This window comes from Novosphingobium sp. BL-S-19 (assembly GCF_055521675.1).
In genome coordinates, this window is the sequence record NZ_CM145498.1 from 1,261,461 (window position 1) to 1,281,294 (window position 19,834).

The 19,834-nt window shown below is 64.9% G+C and carries 14 protein-coding genes; 6 read left to right on the forward strand and 8 right to left on the reverse strand.

Annotation, left to right across the window (positions count from 1 at the left end; all coding sequences use genetic code 11):
• Nucleotides 1-82: 82 nt before the first annotated feature.
• Complete coding sequence (locus ACZ1JV_RS14270; RefSeq protein ID WP_465152066.1) at nt 83-2,047, reverse strand: lytic transglycosylase domain-containing protein; 1,965 nt, start codon at nt 2,045-2,047, stop codon at nt 83-85.
• Nucleotides 2,048-2,126: 79 nt separating this feature from the next.
• On the opposite strand from ACZ1JV_RS14270, the gene dapA reads away from it, so the two are divergent.
• Complete coding sequence (gene dapA / locus ACZ1JV_RS14275) at nt 2,127-3,008, forward strand: 4-hydroxy-tetrahydrodipicolinate synthase (protein ID WP_395327300.1); 882 nt, start codon at nt 2,127-2,129, stop codon at nt 3,006-3,008.
• Between the two features lie 416 nt (nt 3,009-3,424).
• Here the strand turns inward: dapA and ACZ1JV_RS14280 are convergent, their stop codons facing one another.
• Both ACZ1JV_RS14280 and ACZ1JV_RS14285 read right to left on the reverse strand, forming a co-directional pair.
• The gene (locus ACZ1JV_RS14280) at nt 3,425-3,742 is read right to left on the reverse strand and encodes a hypothetical protein (protein WP_465152067.1); all 318 of its coding nucleotides are present in this window, start codon (nt 3,740-3,742) and stop codon (nt 3,425-3,427) included.
• 175 nt (nt 3,743-3,917) lie between these two features.
• Nucleotides 3,918-5,909 carry a S9 family peptidase gene (locus ACZ1JV_RS14285; protein WP_465152068.1) on the reverse strand — a complete coding sequence of 664 codons (1,992 nt, stop codon included), beginning with the start codon at nt 5,907-5,909 and terminating at the stop codon, nt 3,918-3,920.
• Between the two features lie 255 nt (nt 5,910-6,164).
• Here ACZ1JV_RS14285 and smpB point away from each other — a divergent pair, with 255 nt between their 5' ends.
• From smpB to recA, 4 genes are all read left to right on the forward strand, one after another.
• Nucleotides 6,165-6,647: an SsrA-binding protein SmpB gene (smpB, locus tag ACZ1JV_RS14290; RefSeq protein ID WP_465152069.1), complete on the forward strand. Its 483-nt coding sequence runs from the start codon at nt 6,165-6,167 to the stop codon at nt 6,645-6,647.
• Nucleotides 6,644-7,255 (forward strand): DUF2062 domain-containing protein, encoded by a 612-nt coding sequence (locus ACZ1JV_RS14295; RefSeq protein ID WP_465152070.1) that lies wholly within the window; start codon nt 6,644-6,646, stop codon nt 7,253-7,255. The genes smpB and ACZ1JV_RS14295 overlap by 4 nt, the downstream gene beginning before the upstream one ends.
• Nucleotides 7,252-9,702 carry a hybrid sensor histidine kinase/response regulator gene (locus ACZ1JV_RS14300; protein WP_465152071.1) on the forward strand — a complete coding sequence of 817 codons (2,451 nt, stop codon included), beginning with the start codon at nt 7,252-7,254 and terminating at the stop codon, nt 9,700-9,702. Before ACZ1JV_RS14295 ends, ACZ1JV_RS14300 begins: the two co-directional genes overlap by 4 nt.
• A 110-nt stretch (nt 9,703-9,812) precedes the next feature.
• Nucleotides 9,813-10,889 (forward strand): recombinase RecA, encoded by a 1,077-nt coding sequence (gene recA, locus ACZ1JV_RS14305; protein WP_395327290.1) that lies wholly within the window; start codon nt 9,813-9,815, stop codon nt 10,887-10,889.
• Nucleotides 10,890-11,078: 189 nt separating this feature from the next.
• Here recA and ACZ1JV_RS14310 read toward each other — a convergent pair whose 3' ends face one another.
• Nucleotides 11,079-12,893, reverse strand: coding sequence for a DUF885 domain-containing protein (locus ACZ1JV_RS14310; protein ID WP_465152072.1), 1,815 nt, complete (start codon nt 12,891-12,893; stop codon nt 11,079-11,081).
• 293 nt (nt 12,894-13,186) lie between these two features.
• On the opposite strand from ACZ1JV_RS14310, the gene alaS reads away from it, so the two are divergent.
• Nucleotides 13,187-15,847, forward strand: a complete 2,661-nt coding sequence (alaS, locus tag ACZ1JV_RS14315; RefSeq protein WP_465152073.1) for an alanine--tRNA ligase — start codon at nt 13,187-13,189, stop codon at nt 15,845-15,847.
• Nucleotides 15,848-15,908: 61 nt separating this feature from the next.
• Here the strand turns inward: alaS and ACZ1JV_RS14320 are convergent, their stop codons facing one another.
• Genes ACZ1JV_RS14320 through ACZ1JV_RS14335 form a run of 4 tightly spaced genes read right to left on the reverse strand, consistent with a single transcriptional unit; the run spans nt 15,909 to nt 19,786 of the window.
• Nucleotides 15,909-16,934 (reverse strand): NAD-dependent epimerase/dehydratase family protein, encoded by a 1,026-nt coding sequence (locus ACZ1JV_RS14320; protein ID WP_465152074.1) that lies wholly within the window; start codon nt 16,932-16,934, stop codon nt 15,909-15,911.
• Complete coding sequence (locus ACZ1JV_RS14325) at nt 16,934-18,388, reverse strand: GMC family oxidoreductase N-terminal domain-containing protein (protein ID WP_465152075.1); 1,455 nt, start codon at nt 18,386-18,388, stop codon at nt 16,934-16,936. The genes ACZ1JV_RS14320 and ACZ1JV_RS14325 overlap by 1 nt, the downstream gene beginning before the upstream one ends.
• A complete protein-coding gene (locus ACZ1JV_RS14330; protein WP_465152076.1) occupies nt 18,385-18,789 on the reverse strand; it encodes a hypothetical protein in 405 nt (134 codons plus the stop codon). The genes ACZ1JV_RS14325 and ACZ1JV_RS14330 overlap by 4 nt, the downstream gene beginning before the upstream one ends.
• 1 nt (nt 18,790) lies before the next feature.
• The gene (locus tag ACZ1JV_RS14335; protein WP_465152077.1) at nt 18,791-19,786 is read right to left on the reverse strand and encodes a UbiA family prenyltransferase; all 996 of its coding nucleotides are present in this window, start codon (nt 19,784-19,786) and stop codon (nt 18,791-18,793) included.
• Nucleotides 19,787-19,834 lie beyond the last annotated feature (48 nt).

Here is a 19,834-nt window from a genome sequence, read left to right on the forward strand (position 1 = left end):
CGGGAATCCAAGAAAAGCGGGGCCCCCGCCTTCGCGGGGGCGACGAGATTTTGTGATGCGGTGGAGGGAGCGAGCGCGGCCCTCAACCCGGCGTGTTCTTCCCCATCAACCGGCTCAATGGCGTATTGCTGCGCACGCCTACCTTTTCAGGATGCATCGCCTGATAGACCACGGCGTTTTCCAGCACGCGCTGGATGTAGTTCTTGGTCTCGTAGATCGGAATCTGCTCGATCCAGGTCACCCAGTCGACCGATCCCATGCGCGGATCGCCATTGGCGGCCAGCCACTTGTTCACATTGCCCGCACCGGCATTGTAGGCGCCGATGGCGAGCGGGTACGACCCGCCGAAATAATTGCGCATCCGCGCGAAATAGGCGTCGCCCAGTTGGATGTTGTAGGTGGGATCGCTTACCAGCCGGCTGTCGTCATAGGAAAGGCCCAGCTTGCCCGCCTGCTCGCGCGCGGTGGTGGGCATCAGCTGCATCAGCCCGCGCGCGCCGGCATGGCTGAGCGCATTCTGGGCGAACTGGCTTTCCTGACGGGTCAGCGCATGGACCATGGTCCAATCCGCGCCCGGGGGCGTAGGGATCATCGGATAGGCGATCTGGCCGAAGTCGCCATAGCCATCGGCATGGGCGCTCTGGCCCAGGATCACGGCCAGATCGCGGCGGCCGATTTCCCGCGCCAGATCGGCGACGAGGACGTGATCCGCCTCGCTCTGCGCCTGATCGGAGATTTCCTTAAAGAACTGCACGCCGGTCTTCCAGTCGGCATCGCGGGCAACATCGCGCACGGCCTTGGTGATCGGCTTGGCCATGAAGGCGCTGCGCTCGGCGGAAGTCGGCATCCCGCGCGGCTTTGTGTCCAGATCGGGCAGAGGGCGGCCCAGCCGTTCCAGCGCCAACTGGCCGTAGAAGTACTGCGGATAGGCGGCGGCCATTTCGAAATAGCGGTTCGCGCCAGCGGAATCGCCCGCCTGCGACAGTGCGCGACCCGCCCAGTAAAAGCCCTTCGACCGCGTGCCCGGCGTCTGCGCGGCGGCGCCATAGCGATAGAACAGCGGTGCCGCGCGGCGCGGATCGCCCAGCGACCACAGCGCTTTGGTCCCGCCCAGCCAGACCAGCGTCGTGTAATCGTCGCGCAGGCGGTAGGACATCTTCGAGATGTCCGTGCCCGGCGGGAAGGCGTCGTCGATCGAACCGGCGATGCGCACCGCCGAATCCGAACCGGCGCTGCGCGCGGCGTTCAGCAGTTCGCGCACCCACTTTTCCGGCTCCGGCACGGGTTTCGACAGAGGCGGGCGGTTCGCAAGCAGCGAAATCTCACCCGGCAGGTTGCCAGACTTCCGCGCCTGCACGGCGCGGGCATAGATATAGCCGGGGTCCGCATTCATCTGCGGCGTCAAGGTCAGCCCCATGGTGCCGGGCGCGGAGCCCTGCAGCATCGACAGCCGTTCCATGAACAGCGGGCGATTGGTCGTGGAGACGAAGGAAATCTGCCGCTCTGCCTGAGAGGTCTGGCCCTGCCAGAGCAGTTCATCCATGCGCGCGTCGTGATCGGCCTGCGAGAAACGCGATCCGTACATAGACAGCAGCCGCGCCTCGTCGTCCGGCGCCAGACTGCCGCCGCGCCACGCGGCCAGCGCCTTCTGCGCCGCGTCGGAGCGTTGCAACGTCGATAGCGCTACGGCGTAGCGTCCGGCGGCCTCGCTCGTCAGTGGCGGAAATTTCGTGAAGAAGGCGACCGTGGTGTTCGCATCCGCCGGATAACGCAGCAGCGCCCCCTCGGCATAACGGCGAACCCGTTCTTCCAGCGGATAACCGGGGTAGGTCATCAGGAAGTTCGCATAAGTCCCGAAATCGAGCTGATCGCTGGCGGTAAGCTGCCGCCAGCGGTCGATGGACTGGTGCACGCTCATGTCGTGCGATTGCATCTGCTGGGCCTTGGCGATGTCCCATTCCCGGCCGTCCTGCGCCAACGCAGGGGCCGTGGAAAGGAACGTCGAAGCAAGCAGGATGAGGGGGGCGGCACGCTGCATGCTGGACATTTGGGGAAAAGGCTCCTTATCAGGCGCTGAACGTCGGGACCGATCACCCGATGAATGAACACCAGCTGAGGTAAAGTCCATGTTCTCCGGCTCTATTCCTGCTCTTGTTACACCGTTTCGCGACGGAGCGTTCGATGAGCAGGCTTTTCGGCGGCTGGTGGACTGGCAGATTGATTCGGGTTCGTCGGCCCTTGTGCCCTGCGGCACCACGGGTGAAAACTCGACTTTGTCGAACGCCGAACACCACCGGGTGATCGAACTTTGCGTGGAACAGGCCGCCGGCCGCGTGCCCGTGATCGCCGGCTGCGGCAGCAACGACACGATGAACGCGCTGCTGCACATGAACTTCTCCAAGAAGTGCGGCGCATCGGCCGCGCTGCTGGTGGCGCCCTACTACAACCGTCCCAGCCAGGAGGGCCTGCTGGCCCACTTCAGCTACCTTGCCGAGCATAACGACCTGCCGATCGTGCTCTACAACGTGCCGGGGCGCACCGTGACCGACCTGCTGCCCGAAACGGTGATCGAACTGGCGCGCCGCTATCCGGACCGTTTCGTCGCCATCAAGGACGCCAGCGGCGACCTTTCCCGCGTAACCGATCACCGCATGGGCATCGGCAAGGATTTCTGCCAGCTTTCGGGTGACGATGAACTGGCTCTGCCGTTCAACGCGGCCGGTGGCGTCGGATGCATTTCGGTGACCGCGAACGTGGCGCCGAAGCTCTGCGCCGAATTCCAGGCGGCCTGCGCGGCCAACGACCTTGAGGAAGCGCGCCGCCTCAACGACCTGCTCTACCCGCTGCACTACGCGATGTTCGAGGACAGCTCGCCGGGCCCGTGCAAGTACGCGCTGGCGCAAGTGCACGACTGGATCGAGAACGAACTGCGCCTGCCGCTGGTCCCCTGCGGCGACAAGGCCCGCAAGGCCGTGGACGACGCGCTGGTTCACGCCGGGCTGGTCTGAGCGGTTCGCCTTTCAGGATAAGGAAAGGGCGCCGGTGCGAACCGGCGCCCTTTTTCACGCGCGATCGTCATCCCAGCGCAAGCTGGGATCGCTTTGCGTGTGCGTGGAGCGGTTCGGAAGGGAAGGGGCAGAAAAGGAGAACTCCCGGGAGATGATCCCCCGGACCCTCGGAGCGCCTACCTCGTGCCAAGCCTAAGCGTTGCGCGCCCATGGCGGGGCAAAGGGGAAGAGCCTTCGGCCGTTGGAAACGCGAACGGCCGTTTGGGGGCTATCTGTTTGGATGACGGAGTGCCTGCAAGGTCGGGGATAGCCGCCGTATTAAAATTGACAACATACCCCAAGGCTAAGGCTAATAGTCTTGATCGAGAAACGCGAAAAATCGCATGTCATCGTTCAGGATAAAGCCCTGAGGTGGCTCAATCGTACTTCAAGTCCATGGAGACTTTTTCGCGGTCCAGATCGACTGTCAACGCGCAACTCGTCCAGCGAGGCTGGCCTTGAAGCACAAAATAGTCGCTATGTTGGTTTAGTAGGTCGTGAATTTCGCCACTAAACTTCCCTCCTCCGGTAAAATACACCTCTTCTCCGGACGAATACTTCGAAATATATTGAAGTTTGCACGCCGCATTGCCATCCAGCATTGCAGCGGAACACGTGATTAATCTGGCTCCATGCGGCGCCTTGTCGATTAACAAACGTGCGATATCCCCCTGTATTTCCAAATCTCTAGTCATTTAACCCCGCCACGATCTCTTGATGCACAATATTATAGGCTGCGACAGCAGGCTGCGTCGTAGGAATGGTATTTGAATAGCATAGTTACAGCCAATTGTCCGCAATGTCGGCGTATCCGGAAAGTCCGCTTACCACTCGGCAATTGCAGGAAGCGGACTCTCTCGCTCGCAATCCTCAATCCGCCGGGTTGTACTTCTGCACGAAGCGCATCGTTTCGGAGAGCATGCGCTTCCTCGTCTCCTCACGCGAAAGCCAGTGGTCCTCGCTGGCCAGAGTCACCATCTCGTAGGGCTTGCCGGCGTCCTTCAACGCATCGGCCATGATCGTGCTCTGGCGATAGGCGACCACGGTATCGTCCTTGCCGTGGATCAGCATGATCGGCGCATCGGCCTTGGCGGCGAAGCGGCGGGGGGAGATCCCGTCGTAACCGGACGGATCGCCCAACTGCTTGCGCAGCACCTTGCGGGTCATCTGCGAATCGCCGTCTTCCCGGATGTCAGTTTCGTACATCAGCTTCACGTCGCCGATGCCCGCCACCGAAACGGCGCACTTGTAGAGGCCCTGTTGCAACGTCACGCCGGCCAGCGCGGCATAGCCGCCATAGCTGGCGCCGACGATGCAGGCGCGCTTGGGATCGGCCACGCCGCGCTTTACCAGTTCGGCCAGCCCGTCCGAGATGTCGGTCTGCATCTTGCGGCCCCACTGGCCATCACCTGCATGCTGGAATGTATCGGTGCGGCCGGTGGAGCCGCGGAAATTGGGTTGGAACACCGCGTAGCCGCGTGAGGCGAAGGCTTGCGCCCACCAGTCGAACTCCGGCTTGTCCTCGGCAGCCGGGCCGCCGTGCGGCAGCACGACGATAGGCAGGTTCTTCGCTTCCCGGCCCGGCGGCAGGGTGAGCACGCCGTCCATCTCCAGCCCGTCCGCCGCCTTGTAGTCGACCATCGAGATCGCACCGACCTGTTCGGGCGCGATGTCGGGCCGTTCCTCGCCGATCGGATCGGCGTGTCGTCCGCGCACGTCGACGAGGTACCAGGTGCCGCTGTCCTTGTTGCCGCTGGTGCTCAGCAGCACTTTCGAAAAGTCCGGCGTCCAGTCGATCAGGTGCGGATCGCGGCCGGCGAAGGCCTTGAAGATCTTGTCCAGCGCGGTCTGCTTGGCCGGATCGAACATCACCGTTTTCGGCTTTTCGGCATCGATCCGGTAGCCGAGCAGATTGCCGGTGGCATGGTCGACGAAAATGCGTTCGATCTTGTCGCCCGGAAGGACTTCCTGGGCTTCGCCGCCGGTCAGCGGCACTTCGAACCAGCGCGTGCCGCCTTCGCTGTCGTTGATGGCGTAAATCACGGTGGTGCCGTCCTTGCCGAAGCAGATCAGGCTGACCTGCCCGGTGGGGGCGATGCCGCGCGCCAGTTCGGCGCCCTTGGGCACGGTGATCTTCCAGAAGCCCTTGTTCTCTTCGATATCGAGCACGACGGTGACTTGCCCGTTGCCGTCGATCAGCCAGTCGCGCCAGTGATCCTCGGCCGGGGCGGCGGCGACGGTGCGTGGGCGATTGGTCTTGATGTCCACGGCGTAGAGCGTGGTGCGGCCATGAGTAAACTCGGGCTCCGGTCCGGAGGTGTCGAGCGCGATGCCGCCGAAGAAGCCGACGGTCTTGCCCTCGATGGTACGGATGCCGTAGCGGCCGCGCGTGGTATCGGCCACGGCCTTGGTCTTGCTGAAGACGAGTTCGGCCGTACCGCCGGCAGCGGGTACGATGAAGGTGCCGCTCATCTCGTACTTCGATGCCGCGAATCCGAACATCGACACGGTGGCGCTGGTGGTGAGCAGCATGGTCTCGTTGTCGGCCCATTCGATGGCGCGGACTTTGCCGTCTCCGGTCGAGGCGTTGCGCAGGAACTTGCCCTGATCGTCCACGACGACGAGGCGGCGATCGCCATCGATGCGGGAGATGCTGGCGATGTTGCGGCCATCGGGCGAGATCGCGGCGTCTTCCACGCGCGGCAACTCGCCATAGGCATCGAGCGGCGGCGGACCCGCCACCACCGCCGGCGGCGCGGCGGCCGGCTGTTCCACCGTGGCGGCGATCGCCGCTTGCCCGGCCAGAATCGGGCACACGACCGAAGTGAGCGCAGTCAGCGCCCAGGCACTCCGTGATTTCATTTTCGAAAATTCCCCCTTCGATTCTGCCGGTATTTCGCTGCTCCGGTGAAACGGCAAGAGGGCGCGGCTAGGGTGCCATGATTAAATACTTGTTATCCTCGGCCTTTTGCCAAGTTGAGGGTGGATGACGGACTTTTTCATCACCGATTTCGCCCGTTTGCCGCCACGCTCCATGCATCATTGCGCCCATACGGTCGCAAATCGCTTAAACGGGCGTTTCCTTTTCGCGCGCGAATCCCTAAATGCCGCTTCGATATGGCACGTCCGCAGCACACGACATTCGACAAGAAGAAGACCGTCGCCGAAAACCGTAGGGCACGCTTCGAATATCACATCGACGAAACCTTCGAGGCCGGCATCGTCCTGACCGGCACGGAGGTGAAATCGCTGCGCTTTGGCGAGGGCTCGATCGCCGAAGCCTATGCCGAGATCAGGAACGGCGAATGTTGGCTGGTCAATTCCAACGTGCCCGAATTCAGCCACGGCAACCGCTTCAACCACACGCCGAAGCGCCCGCGCAAGTTGCTGCTGAAGGAGCGTGAGATTTCGCGCCTGCAAGGCTCTGTAGAGCGCAAGGGCATGACGCTGGTGCCACTGTCCGTCTATTTCAACGGCCGCGGGCGGGCCAAGGTGGAACTGGCGCTGGCCAAGGGCAAGAACGCGGCGGACAAGCGCAATACGATCAAGGAGCGCGACTGGAAGCGGGAGCAGGGCCGCATCCTGCGCGAACACGGGTGAGCGGGCTGCTCCACCGGCTGGGCGCGTGGCTGCACGGCCAGATGCCCACACATGCGCAGCTGGAGGCGAACCGCTTCACCGCGCCGTTCACGCGCCGGCCGGAATTGTTCCGCTTCACCCGCCGCTCGGTGCCGCGCGGCGTTGCCGTTGGCATGTTCATCGGAATCTTCGCACTGATTCCCGGCGTGCAGATCGTCGGCGCGGCGCTGATGTGCGTGCCGGTGCGCGGCAATATTCCGCTCGCCGCCGCGATCACGTTCATCTCCAATCCGGTGACGACGCTGCTGATCATCCTTCCGGTGGCCGTGGCGATCGGCAACAGCTTCGGCTATCACGCCGATATCGCGACGGTGGAGGCGATGGTGCGGGAGGGGGCAAACCTGGCGCAGTGGCGTAACTGGATGCTTTCCGATACGGCGCCGGCCGTGGTGATCGGACTGTTCATCCAGTCGGTGATCGCCGCCGTGGTCAGCTATTTCCTCACTGTCTGGTTTTGGCGCTACTGGATTGGCCGCAAGCACCGCGCGCGCCGCAATCGCACGCCGTTACGCGCAGCGCCGCCTGCGGAAGTTGAAGAAGAGGTTGCCGACAGGGAAGGGATCGCATGAACGCAGGCCAGCAGCACACCGGCAGGTTGTCCGAAGCGGGAGTGATCGGGCTGGCCCTGGCGGTGAGCGTCGCGCTGGTCTGGCTGGTAAGCGGTGACGGTTTGCTGGTGGCCATTCTGGCCGGCACGCTGCTGGTTTTCGCCGGCCTTGCCTGGATGATCTCCAATCGCCGCGTGGATATCGCCGAAGCCGAATTCGCATTGCCGGACTGGTCGGTTACGGTCGCCGCGATCGATCGTGAGGATATGGCCATTGCGCTGACCGATCGCGCCGGCCGCCTCACGTGTGCCAATGCCAGCTACGAAAACTGGTTCGGCGTTGGCAACGATCCCGCACGCCTGCCGATGGGCGATGCCGCGCATGAACATATCGCCGAGCTCGTCCGCTCCGTCTGGCGCGATGGGCAGGGCGTGGCGCAGCTGCGCGCGGCGATCGGGCACGGTGGCGGCAATGACGGGGTGGAAACCGACTGGCGTATCGAAGTACGCCGCGCAGGGCGGGGCGAGGACTTTCTGGTCTGGCGCATCCAGCCGGTCAGCGCGGTCGATCTGGTGGGCGATCTGGTCAAGCAGGTGGACGGCAAGCTGGGCAGGGGGCTGGCGCGATCCGGCATTTCCGCAGCGCTGGTCGATCCGGACGGCACCATCCGCGCCGCCAGCGCCGGCTTCGCCCAGCGCGCCACCGGCGATGCGCTGGCGGACACCACCGGGCTCGATTTCGTGGCGCTGCTCAGCCAGGAAGAGGGGGAGCGGATCGGCTGGGCGCGTGAGGGCGGACGCGGCGGCCCCCTGGTGCTCTATCACGTGCCGGTGGCCGATCCCGATCTGCCGGGCGATCCCGATCCCAATACCACGCCCTCGCTGATGCTGGTGGTGGAGGCCGGGCAGGGCATCGGTTCGGGCAGCAGCAGCGGCACCGCCGCGCCGCATCTGGAGGCGCTGCTCAGCCAGTTGCCGTTGGGGCTTGCCATGGCCGATCGCGATGGGCGCCTGCTTTTCGCCAATCCCGCCTTCATGCGCGCGGCCGGCCGTGAAGGGCACATGCCGCCGACTTACCCGACCGACCTCGTCACGCGGGAGGACAAGCGCGCGCTGTCCGAAGCGATCCGCCGGTTCGCGCAGGGCCCTTCGGCTGCGGGCGACATTGCCGTGCGGCTGGCCGAACTGCCGGACGATCCGGTGTCGCTCAGTCTTGCCGGCGTGCGCGGGCTGGGTGAGGCGGCTGTGCTGCTGGGCCTGACCGACACGTCCGAGGAAACCCGCCTGAAACGGCAGGTCGCGCAGGCCACCAAGATGCAGGCGGTGGGGCAGCTCGCGGGCGGCGTCGCGCATGACTTCAACAATGTGCTGACCGCGATTCTGGGCACCTGCGACCTCATGCTGATGCGGCACACTCCGGGCGATTCGGACTATGACGACATCCAGCAGATCCGCGCGAATTCGAACCGTGCCGCCTCGCTGACGCGCCAGCTTCTGGCGTTCTCGCGCCAGCAGACGTTGCGGCCCGAAGTGCTGCAATTGCCGGACGTGGTGGCGGACGTCTCGCAGATGCTGCGCCGCCTGATCGGTGAGAAGATCCAGCTGGTCGTCACGCATGACCGCGATCTCGGCCCGGTCCGCGCCGACCCGACGCAGCTGGAACAGGTGATCGTCAATCTCGCGGTCAATGCCCGCGATGCGATGCAGATGAAGAAGGGCTCGGACGGTTCCGGCACGCTGACGCTCGCCACCCACCGCGTCACCACCACCGACGTGCGGGCCATGCGCAGCGAGATCATTCCGGCGGGCGACTATACCGCGCTGATCGTGCAGGACACCGGCAGCGGCATCCCGCCCGAGCACCTCGGCAAGATCTTCGAACCGTTCTTCACCACCAAGGAACAGGGCAAGGGCACCGGCCTCGGCCTCTCTACCGTTTACGGTATCGTCAAGCAGTCGGGCGGGTTCATCTTCGCGGAAAGCGAGATGGGGCTGGGCACGCGCTTCGTGGTCTATCTGCCGGTCCACCACATGGCGCCTGGAGAGACCGCGATTCCCGCGGCCAAGGATGAGGCACCGCCCAGTCAGTGGGCCGGTGGCGGATCGATCCTGCTGGTGGAAGATGAGGATCCTGTACGCGTCGTTGCCGAGCGCGCGCTCACCCGGCAGGGCTATCAGGTCACCTCCGCCCGCGATGGAGAGGAAGGGCTGGAACTGGTGCAGGCCGGCGGCCAGTTCGATCTTGTCGTGTCCGATGTGGTGATGCCGACGATGGACGGCCCGGCGATGGCGCGAGAGATCCGCCGCATCGCCCCGGGCCTGCCGGTGCTGTTCATGTCCGGCTATGCCGAGGAGCAGCTGCGCAAGGAAATCGGCATCGCCAATGCGTGGTTCATGCCCAAGCCGTTCTCCGTTCAGCAGCTGTCGGAAAAAGTCGGGGATGTTCTGGCGCGCACAGCGCGGCATTAAAAAACGGAAATTAGCCATCGTTCCCCTCTTGTTCTATGAGAACAAAGGCGATACATCGTTCCCCGTGACGTTGACCTTTCCGGTCAGGCCGGTAGCAAAGGGGAAGTGAAATGGCTGCTCAGCTCAAGCTGATCCAGGAAGGCAAGGAAAAGGAAGCGATGGACCGTCAGAAGGCGCTGGAAGCCGCTCTCGCGCAGATCGACCGCGCGTTCGGCAAGGGCAGCGCGATGAAGCTGGGCTCCAAGGAGACTATGCAGGTCGAAGCGATCTCCACTGGTTCGCTCGGCCTCGACATTGCCCTTGGCGTCGGCGGCCTGCCGCGCGGCCGCGTGATCGAGATCTACGGGCCGGAAAGCTCGGGCAAGACGACGCTGGCGCTGCACTGCATCGCCGAAGCGCAGAAGACCGGCGGCACCGCCGCGTTCATCGACGCCGAACACGCGCTCGATCCGGTCTATGCCAAGAAGCTGGGCGTCAACATCGACGAACTGATCGTCTCGCAGCCGGATACCGGCGAACAGGCGCTGGAAATCACCGATACGCTGGTCCGTTCGAACGCGATCGACGTGCTGGTGGTCGACTCGGTTGCCGCCCTGGTTCCCCGCGCCGAAATCGAAGGCGAGATGGGCGATAGCCACGTGGGTCTTCAGGCACGCCTGATGAGCCAGTCGCTCCGCAAGCTGACCGGTTCGATCAGCCGTTCGCGCTGCATGGTGATCTTCATCAACCAGCTGCGCATGAAGATCGGTGTCATGTACGGTAACCCGGAAACGACCACCGGTGGTAACGCGCTGAAGTTCTATGCGTCGGTTCGCCTCGACATTCGCCGCACCGGCGCGATCAAGGACCGCGACGAAGTCGTCGGCAACGCCACCCGCGTGAAGATCGTGAAGAATAAGGTGGCCCCGCCGTTCAAGCAGGTCGAATTCGACATCATGTATGGCGAAGGCGTCTCGAAGATTGGCGAAATTCTCGACCTCGGTGTGAAGGCCGGCATCGTCGAGAAGTCGGGCGCGTGGTTCTCTTACGACTCGATCCGCATCGGTCAGGGTCGTGAGAACGCGAAGACCTACCTCAAGCAGAACCCCGAAGTCTGCGACCGTCTGGAAAAGGCCATCCGCGCCAAGACCGACGGCCTGGCCGAAGAAATGATGGTCGGCCCTTCGGAGGACGACGACGTCGAATAAGTTCGGCGATATTCTCCGGCATGAAAAAACCCCGGTCCTGTAAGGGCCGGGGTTTTTCTTTGCTTTCAGCGCGTCCGATGAAAACTGAGCTGTGAGCTGCCAGTCCGAACGAAAAAAAACTCGTCGCCCCCGCGAAGGCGGGGGCCCCGCTTCCTTCCGCGACATCGCCGAAGAAAGCAGGGCCAGAACTCAAGCGTAACGCGACCGCACCAGCTTCTCCAACACGGCAAGGGGCAGGGCGCCCTTCAGCAGCACCGAGTGGAACGCCTTGGGATCCCACTTGGCCCCGGCCTTGGTACGGGCCTCGTCGCGCAGCTTCACCCACATGGTGTGGCCGATCTTGTAGCTACAGGCCTGACCCGGCCAGACGGTGTAGCGGTCGATCTCGCCCTGGCTGCGGCCGCGCGCGATGCCGGTGGTGGCAATCAGGTAGTCGGTTGCCTTCTCGCGGCTCCAGCGTTTGGCATGCATCCCCGAATCGACGACGAGGCGAGTCGCCCGGAACAGCAGCGATTGCAGGTAACCGACCTGACCCAGCGGATCGCCCTCGTACATGCCCATTTCGTCGGCCAGCTGCTCCGAATAGAGCGCCCAGCCTTCGCTATAGCCACTGAACCCGCCGCGACGGCGAATCATCGGAATGTCCTGCGATTCGAGCGCGAGCATGACCTGCAGGTGATGCCCCGGCACCGCCTCGTGATGGGTCAGTGTGGCAAGCCCGAACTTCGGGCGGTCGAAAGTATCGCGAAGATTGATGTAGTAGATCGCCGGGCGTGAGCCATCGAGTGAGGCGTTCTGATAATAGCCACCTGGGGCGCCAGCCTGAATGGCGGGCGGCACGCGGCGCACTTCCACCGGGGCCTTGGGGAGCGTGGCGAACTGTTCGGGCAGACGGGGCTGCATCTTGAGGATCTGGGCGTTGAGTTCGGCCAGCAGTGCGGCGCGGCCTTCGTCGGTATTGGGGAAGAGCTGGTCGGGCCGCTGGTTGAGCGCGACAAGCCGCTCGCCCACGGTGCCCTGCGTCATGCCCTGCGCCTTCAGGATACCGTCGATCCGCCCGCCGATCTGCGCCACCTGATCGAGGCCCATCTGGTGGATCTCGTCGCCGCTGAGGCGCACCGTCGTCGCCGCTTCGGCAGCCGATGCGTAATAGGCATCGCCATCGGGCAGGCGCCATACGCCAGCCTCATGCGTGGCCTTGCCGCGCAGCTCGGTGACAAGCGCGCGCTGGCGGTCGAGTGCCGGAAACACCTTTTCTACCACCACTTTCACAGCCTCGTTGGCCCGATCCGCCGGCAGGCCCGCCTTGGTCAGCTTGGCGGCAAACCCGGTAACAAGGCCGGTCTCGGCCGCCGGCTTGTCGCGGAGCGCCGCGAACTGCTTCAGCGTCGTATCCAGAATATAGTCCGGGGCAAACACGCCGCGCGCGGCATCGGTGCGCTGGCACTCGGTCTCCTGATCCAGCACCGTCGCGAAAGCGCCAAGACGCGCCACATAGGCATCGGCATCGGCGGCGTCGCTCACCCGGTGCTGGGTGTCCAGAAAGTCCGGCACGTCCTGATAGGCGCCGGTCAGCTGGCTGATCAGATAAGGCGAGAAACGGCCGCCGCTGGAACCGTAAGTGAACGTTTCCTGCCCGGCGATCGAGCGTTCCAGCTGATAGGTCACGACATCGTAATCGAGCGCCGCATCCTCGCCCAGTCCGGCGCGGCCGATCGCCTTGATAGAGGCCAGTTCCGTGCGCGAGCGGGCAAGGTCCTTCGCGGCATCGGCAGCGCTGCGGCCCGAAAGCTGCGATTTCAGCGCGGCGTTCTTGCCGGTATCGAGGCCAAGGCGTGTTGCCCCCTCGGGATTTTCCGCAAGGCGATCGGTGAAGATCGTATCCAGCAGCGTTCTCAGCTTCTGATCTGCGGGTTTGGCGGCAGTGGCGGCGAAGACGGCGGACGGAAGCCCGGCAGCCACCGCGGCCACGCTGGCCTGACCCAGGAACGAGCGGCGATCCATGAAATTTCCCCTTTAAAGGCGTGTCTTGACTGTGGTGCGACCCTTGTCGCGGCCAGCCTAGGCGTGGTGCCGGGGGAAAGGCAATCCTGCGCCAATACGGTGTCGTTCCCGGCGCCTTCGGGGTGGCGTTCCCGGCGCCTTCGGGGTGGCGTTCCCGGTGTTTTCGGGGTGGCGTTCCCCGGCGTTTTCGGGGTGGCGTTCCCGCCACGGCGGGCGAGATATCGCAATTCCCGAACAGTCTGACCGTTGCAACCCGCTTGCCGCCGCCGCGCGGCTGCATTATCGGCGCGTTCATGCACACGACCAACGAGATCCGCCGGTCCTTCCTCGACTACTTCGCCAAGAACGGCCATGAGGCCGTTCCGTCAGCACCGCTCGTGCCGTACAACGACCCGACGCTGATGTTCGTGAATGCCGGCATGGTGCCGTTCAAGAACGTGTTCACGGGTCTTGAAGCGCCCTTCGCGCCGCGCGCCACGTCCTCGCAGAAGTGCGTCCGCGCCGGCGGCAAGCACAACGATCTCGACAACGTTGGCTACACCGCGCGCCACCACACTTTCTTCGAGATGCTGGGCAACTTCTCGTTCGGCGACTATTTCAAGGAACAGGCGATCACCCACGCCTGGACCCTGCTGACCAAGGAGTGGGGCCTTCCGGTCGAGAAGCTGCTGGTCACCGTGTACCACACGGACGACGAAGCCTTCGACCTGTGGAAGAAGATCGCCGGCCTGCCGGAATCGAAGATCATCCGCATTCCCACGAAGGACAACTTCTGGGCGATGGGCGACGAAGGCCCGTGCGGTCCGTGCTCGGAAATCTTCTTCGACCACGGCGACCACATCTGGGGCGGCCCTCCGGGATCGCCGGAGGAAGACGGCGACCGCTTCATCGAAATCTGGAACCTCGTGTTCATGCAGTTCGAGCAGTCGGCCGGCGAAATCGTCGGTAACCTGCCGAAGCCCTCGATCGACACCGGCATGGGCCTTGAGCGCATCTCGGCGGTCATGCAGGGCGTGCATGACAACTACGATATCGACACCTTCAAGGCGCTGATCGCCGCGTCGGAAAGCCTGACCGGCGTTGCCGCGCAGGGTGAGCAGCGCGCCAGCCACCGCGTGATTGCGGACCACTTGCGTTCGACCAGCTTCCTGCTGGCTGACGGGGTGCTGCCGTCGAACGAGGGCCGTGGCTACGTCCTGCGCCGCATCATGCGTCGCGCCATGCGCCACGCGCACCTGCTGGGCGCCAAGGAGCCCCTGATGCACCGTCTGGTGCCGTCGCTGGTGGCCGAAATGGGCCAGGCCTATCCGGAACTCGGCCGCGCGCAGCCGCTGATCGAAGAAACGCTGCAGCGCGAGGAAGTGCAGTTCCGCCGCACGCTGGCCAACGGCCTGAAGCTGCTGGACGAAGCCACCGCCCAGATGGGCGAGGGCGGCGAGCTTCCGGGCGAAACCGCGTTCAAGCTCTACGACACCTACGGCTTCCCTTACGACCTCACCGTCGATGCCCTGCGTCCGCGCGGCATCACCGTGAACGACGTTGGCTTCCAGGCCGCGATGGCGCAGCAGAAGGCTGCCGCGCGCGCTGCGTGGAAGGGTTCGGGCGCCGCGGCCGATAGTGAAGTCTGGTTCGACATCGCCGAGCGCGAAGGCGCCAGCGAGTTCACCGGCTACACCTCAACCGTGGGCGAAGGCCAGGTGGTGGCGCTGGTGCGCGATGGCAAGGAAGTCGCATCGGCCGCTGCCGGTGAGGAAGTGACCGTGCTGACCAACCAGACGCCGTTCTACGGCGAATCGGGCGGTCAGGTCGGCGATGCCGGCACGATCACGACCAATGCCGGCCTGAAGATCGCCGTGCTCGACACCGCCAAGCCGCTTGGTCGTCTGCATGCGATGATCGGCAAGGTTGAGGCGGGCACGATCAAGGTGGGCGATGCCGTCAACCTGACCGTGGACGTCGCGCGCCGCGATGCCGTGCGCGCCAACCACTCGGCCACGCACCTGCTGCATGCCGCGCTGCGCAACCGTCTGGGCGGCCACGTCACCCAGAAGGGCTCGCTGGTTGCGGCCGAGCGTCTGCGCTTCGACTTCTCGCACCCGACCGCGCTTTCGGCCGAGGACATTGCCGCGATCGAGGCCGAAGTGAACGCCGAGATCCGCGCCAACGACCCGGTTCTCACCCGCCTGATGACGCCGGAAGACGCCATCGAGGCCGGCGCCATGGCGCTGTTCGGCGAGAAGTACGGCGACGAAGTGCGCGTGCTGTCGATGGGCACCTCGTCGAAGGACGCATCGGGCGAGCATACTTACTCGGTCGAACTCTGCGGCGGCACCCACGTGCGCGCCACCGGTGACATCGGCGTGTTCCGCATCGTTTCGGAAAGCGCGGTTTCGTCCGGCGTGCGCCGTGTCGAGGCACTGACCGGCGAAGGCGCGCGCCAGTGGCTTGTCGCCCGCGAGGAAGCGCTGAAGAGCACCGCCAGCGTGCTGCGCACGACGCCGGAAGACGTCGAAGCCCGCGTCACCGCGCTGATGGACGAGCGTAAGAAGCTGGAGCGTGAACTGGCCGAAGCGAAGAAGGCGCTGGCTCTCGGAGGTGGTTCGGGCAAGGCCGAAGCGGCCGACGAGGAAGTGAACGGCGTCAAGTTCTCAGGTCAGGTGCTTGAGGGGCTCGATCCCAAGGAACTGCGCGGGTTGCTCGATCAGGCGAAGCAGCGCATGGGTTCGGGCGTCGCCGCGATCGTCGCGGTGAACGAGGGCAAGGCGAGCATCGCCGCTGCCGTCACCGAAGACCTCACCGGCACGATCAGCGCCGTCGATCTGGTCCGCAAGGGCGTGGAAACGCTGGGCGGCAAGGGCGGCGGTGGCCGCGCCGACATGGCGCAGGGTGGCGGTCCGGACGGCGACAAGGCGGCTGATGCCATCGCGGCCGTGAAGGCCGTGCTGGCGGGCTGATCCGCTTAAGGCAGATAATTCGAAAGGGCGTCAGCACACCGTGCCGGCGCCCTTTTCCGTTTCAGGAAAAGGCTTTCAGCACTCGCAGCGCCCGCTGTTCCAGCATGCGGCGGTGGGGGGCGGCGAAGCGGTCGCCCTGGGTTGTGCTTTGTGAGAGAAACCAGTCGTAGCTCTCTTCCAGCATGTCGAAATTCGAGTAGCGCGGGCGCCAGCCGGTCGCCAGCAGCGGGGCGACATCGAAATAGCAGTCCCGGTGGTAGGTGCGGTAGTGCCATGCCGTCAGGGGCGAGAGGCCGAGGCTGTGCAGGGCGTGGAGCAGGGCCATCGCCGGCCGCACCGGCAGTCCGGTTACGCGCGAGCGCGAACTGGCGTGGGCGATCAGCGCGTCCAGATCCTCCCGCAAGGTGCCGAAACGGTCGGTGCCCACGTTCCATGTACCGGGCTGCCCGCGGTCGAGCGCGTGGAGGTGAAAGTCCAGCAGATCGTCGACATGGATGAACTGCTGCCGCTGGTTGCCGTTTCCGATCACGTAGACCCGGCGGCCGGCGCGGATCCAGTCGAACAGGATGGCGAAGATGCCCAGCCGTCCCGCGCCCAGCGTCACGCGCGGGCGGATGGTGACGACGGGAATGCCCGCTGCGTCGCAGATCGTCTGCATCGCCCGCTCGCCCGCCAGTTTGGATCGGCCATAGTCCTCGATCGGGCGCGGTTCGGTGGCTGCGGTGACCGGGCCTTGGGGCGGCAAGCCATAGACTGCGGTGGTGCTGAGATGCATGACCATCCGCACCTCTGCGCGCGCGGCGGCTTCGGCGACAAGGCGCGATCCGCCCTCGTTCACGCGGTAATAGTCGCGCCCCGCCGCCGACTGGGCAACCAGCGCGGCATTGTGGTGCACCACGTCCACGCCCTGCATCGCCGCCGCCACGGCGGCCGGATCGGTGACGCTGCCGGGCACGAATTCCACTTCTACCGGGCGCGCGGGATCGTCCGCCATGTCCAGCACGCGCACGCGTTCGCCGCGTGCGCGCAGGCGGAATGCAAGGCGCGCGCCGATAAAGCCGGATCCACCGGTGATCAGGTGCAGCATCAGTGAAACCGCCGCGCCATCATCGCCTGCACATTGCGATGCGCCACGGCCATGACGGTGCCTTGCGGATTGACCATCGTGGGCGTGCAGAGCAGCGAGGCGTCGTTGATATAGAGCCCTTCGGCGCCATGCACGCGGCCATGGGAATCAGTGGCGCAGCGGCTCTCGTCCTCCCCCATCGGGCAGGAAGAGAAGACGTGGACCGAGGTCAGCGCCCCATCCGCCGCGGCCAGAGTATCGGGCAGCCGCGCGATGTCGGCAGGCGAATGAAGCGTGGGATAGCCGGCGACGCAGGGGTGCACGCGCAGCGCGCCCGCCGCAAACAGCGCCTGCGCCAGCCGTGCCAGACCCTCCGCCAGAACGCGCAGTTCGTCCTGCGCAAAGCGGATCCGCACGAACGGATCGCGGAATCCGGGAATATTGCGCACCGACGCGGTGCCGACCCCGCTCTGGACATAGTAGATGCCCATGTTGCGCCAGCGCTCCGCGATCAGGTCCCAGGTGTCCTCGCCGCCCGGCAATGTACCAGTAAGCGCCATGCCCAGCATGGCCGGATTGCTGATCGAGCAGCCCATGCCGAAGCGGGGTTCGAACTCCTTGATCTGGTGGACGGGATCGGCATCGTTCGGGCGGTTCACTTCGTGGTCGAATTCGGCGACGACTTTCACCATCGGGTGGAAGCGCAGCGAATTGCCGATATTGCGGGTGAGGCCGGATCGGCGCAGCAGGGCAGGGGTCTGCACGGCCCCGCAGGCGGCGATCACCACCGGCGCGCGGAACGTGACGGCATGGCGGATGCCGGCGGCATCGACGCGGCTTCCCTCCGCGACCCACAACCCGTTTTCGCGCCGCAGCCGGTCGATCCGCGTCGCCGGCGAAAGCTGCCCGCCTGCCGCCAGAAAGCGCGGCACGAACGTGGCGGACATCGACTGGCGCTCACCCCCGCCGCCATCGCCGCGGTAGTGGATCAGGCGCGGCGTTTCGATCGCGTGCCAACCGTTCGCAGTCGCGCCGCGGTGAAGCATCTGCGACATTTCGGACGGCCGCCCGGCCACATATTCGACCAGCGCGACCTGTTCGCACGCCTCGAAATGCGGGGTCATCCCGGCAAGGTCCAGGTCGTCCACGCCGAAGCGGCGGCGCCAGTCGTCAAGGATATAGTCCGGCGTGCGGTGGTAGAGCCCGCGATTGACCTCGCTGCCGCCGCCCACGCAGCGGCCTTCCACCCAGGCCAGCTTGCTGCCGCCCATCGCCACGCTGACGCCGGCATTGCGGTACTTCGCCAGCATTTCCTCGCGCGAGAAATGCGGAACGTCGGAAAGGGAGACGTTGCCGCCTTCCTCCACCATCAGCACGGCGTGGCCGGCGCGGGCCAGTTCGGTTGCGCTGACGGCGCCGCCGGGGCCGGAGCCGATTACCAGAACGTCGATCGTTTCGCCCCCCACCCCGATCATGCGGCGATCCTGCCCCTTTCGCTCTCGCCGCCCGGATAGGCCACCGAATAGAGGCCATAGGCGGAGAAGTTGGCGTAGAACGCGATCATCGATCGCAGCGGGCCGATCGCGGAGCGGCGCCAGCGCAGCACGTGCAGGCTCTGGCGCGGGGCGGCGAGGCGGGAAAAGCGGCGTTCCCCGCGCAGCACCGGCGCATATTCGAACAGCCATGCCAGCATGTGAAAGCCCAGCCGGAAGAAGTCCGGCATCCCCGCGACCGTGGCGAGGACATAGCCCTGTACCTGCACCCGCTCCGCCGGGTGCATGGCGGGGCACTGGTCATCCACCAGCCGGTCCACCAGAGGGGTGATCACACGGGCAAAAGCCGAGGATGAGGGCGGAGCGGAAGCAGGCCGCTTCATGTTATTTGCCCGATCCATGGAGCATGTCTACCGGGGTAAAGCTGCGATCCGTAAGCGCTCCAAGGCTTGGCACGTCCATGAACGTCACCAGCAATAACACGCAGATGTTCACGGCCAGCATCGTCATCAGGCGGCGCGAACGAAACATGCGTTCAGGGCGCTGCGCGATGGAATCTGGCAGCATCGACAGCCAGAGGTAGCAGCCGAACAGTCCGGTGATGAACGGGAAGGCCAGCACGTATTCGATCCGGTACTTGATCAGGAACACGCCCAGGAAGAACGACGACAGCATCGCGTAAGTCAGGCAGCTGACGATCAGGCTTTCCGCGGTGTAGCCGCCGAACGACTTGCGATAGCGCTTCAGCGTCTCGATCCCGACGCTGGCGGTGATGTCGCGATATTCCGACAGGCGCTTGGATCCCATCAGGAATGCGCCGCCGGTCCAGTAGGCCAGCAGCAGGCTGGCCGGCGGCATGCTGCTGGGGTCCAGCATCAGCCAGCCCAGCGTCAGGCGGATGGGATTGTTCACCGATTCCGAGATCACGTCCAGAAACGGGCGGTCCTTCGACCGGATCGGCTGCACGTTGTAGATGAGGCCGGACAGCAGGAACACCAGCGCGCAGATGAAGAATGCGCCGCCGATCCAGTAGGCCAGCAACAGGCCCGCCGCTGCGAAGGCGGCATATTCCAGATAGACCAGCGCGGGCGAAAGCTGCAGCGACACGGCCTTGCGGTGGTGCTTGGACGGGTGGTGCGCGTCGAATTCGCGGTCCAGCCATTCGTTGATCACATAGTTGGCCGATGCGATCGCGATGGCGACGACGAAGCCCACTACCACCCGCTGCGGCGCATCCAGCAGCGAGGGTTCGCGCAGGGCATAGGCCAGGATCAGCCCCGGGATGATGAAAACATGCTTCGAGATGTGATCGAACCGCGCAAGGCTCAGATAGTCGCGCAGGCGGGCGGTGCGACTTTCCAGGGTCACGGAAGCGGGCATCTGCGAGGTCTCCTGAGGAATGGCTTCGGTTGCTGGCTCGGGCGATAT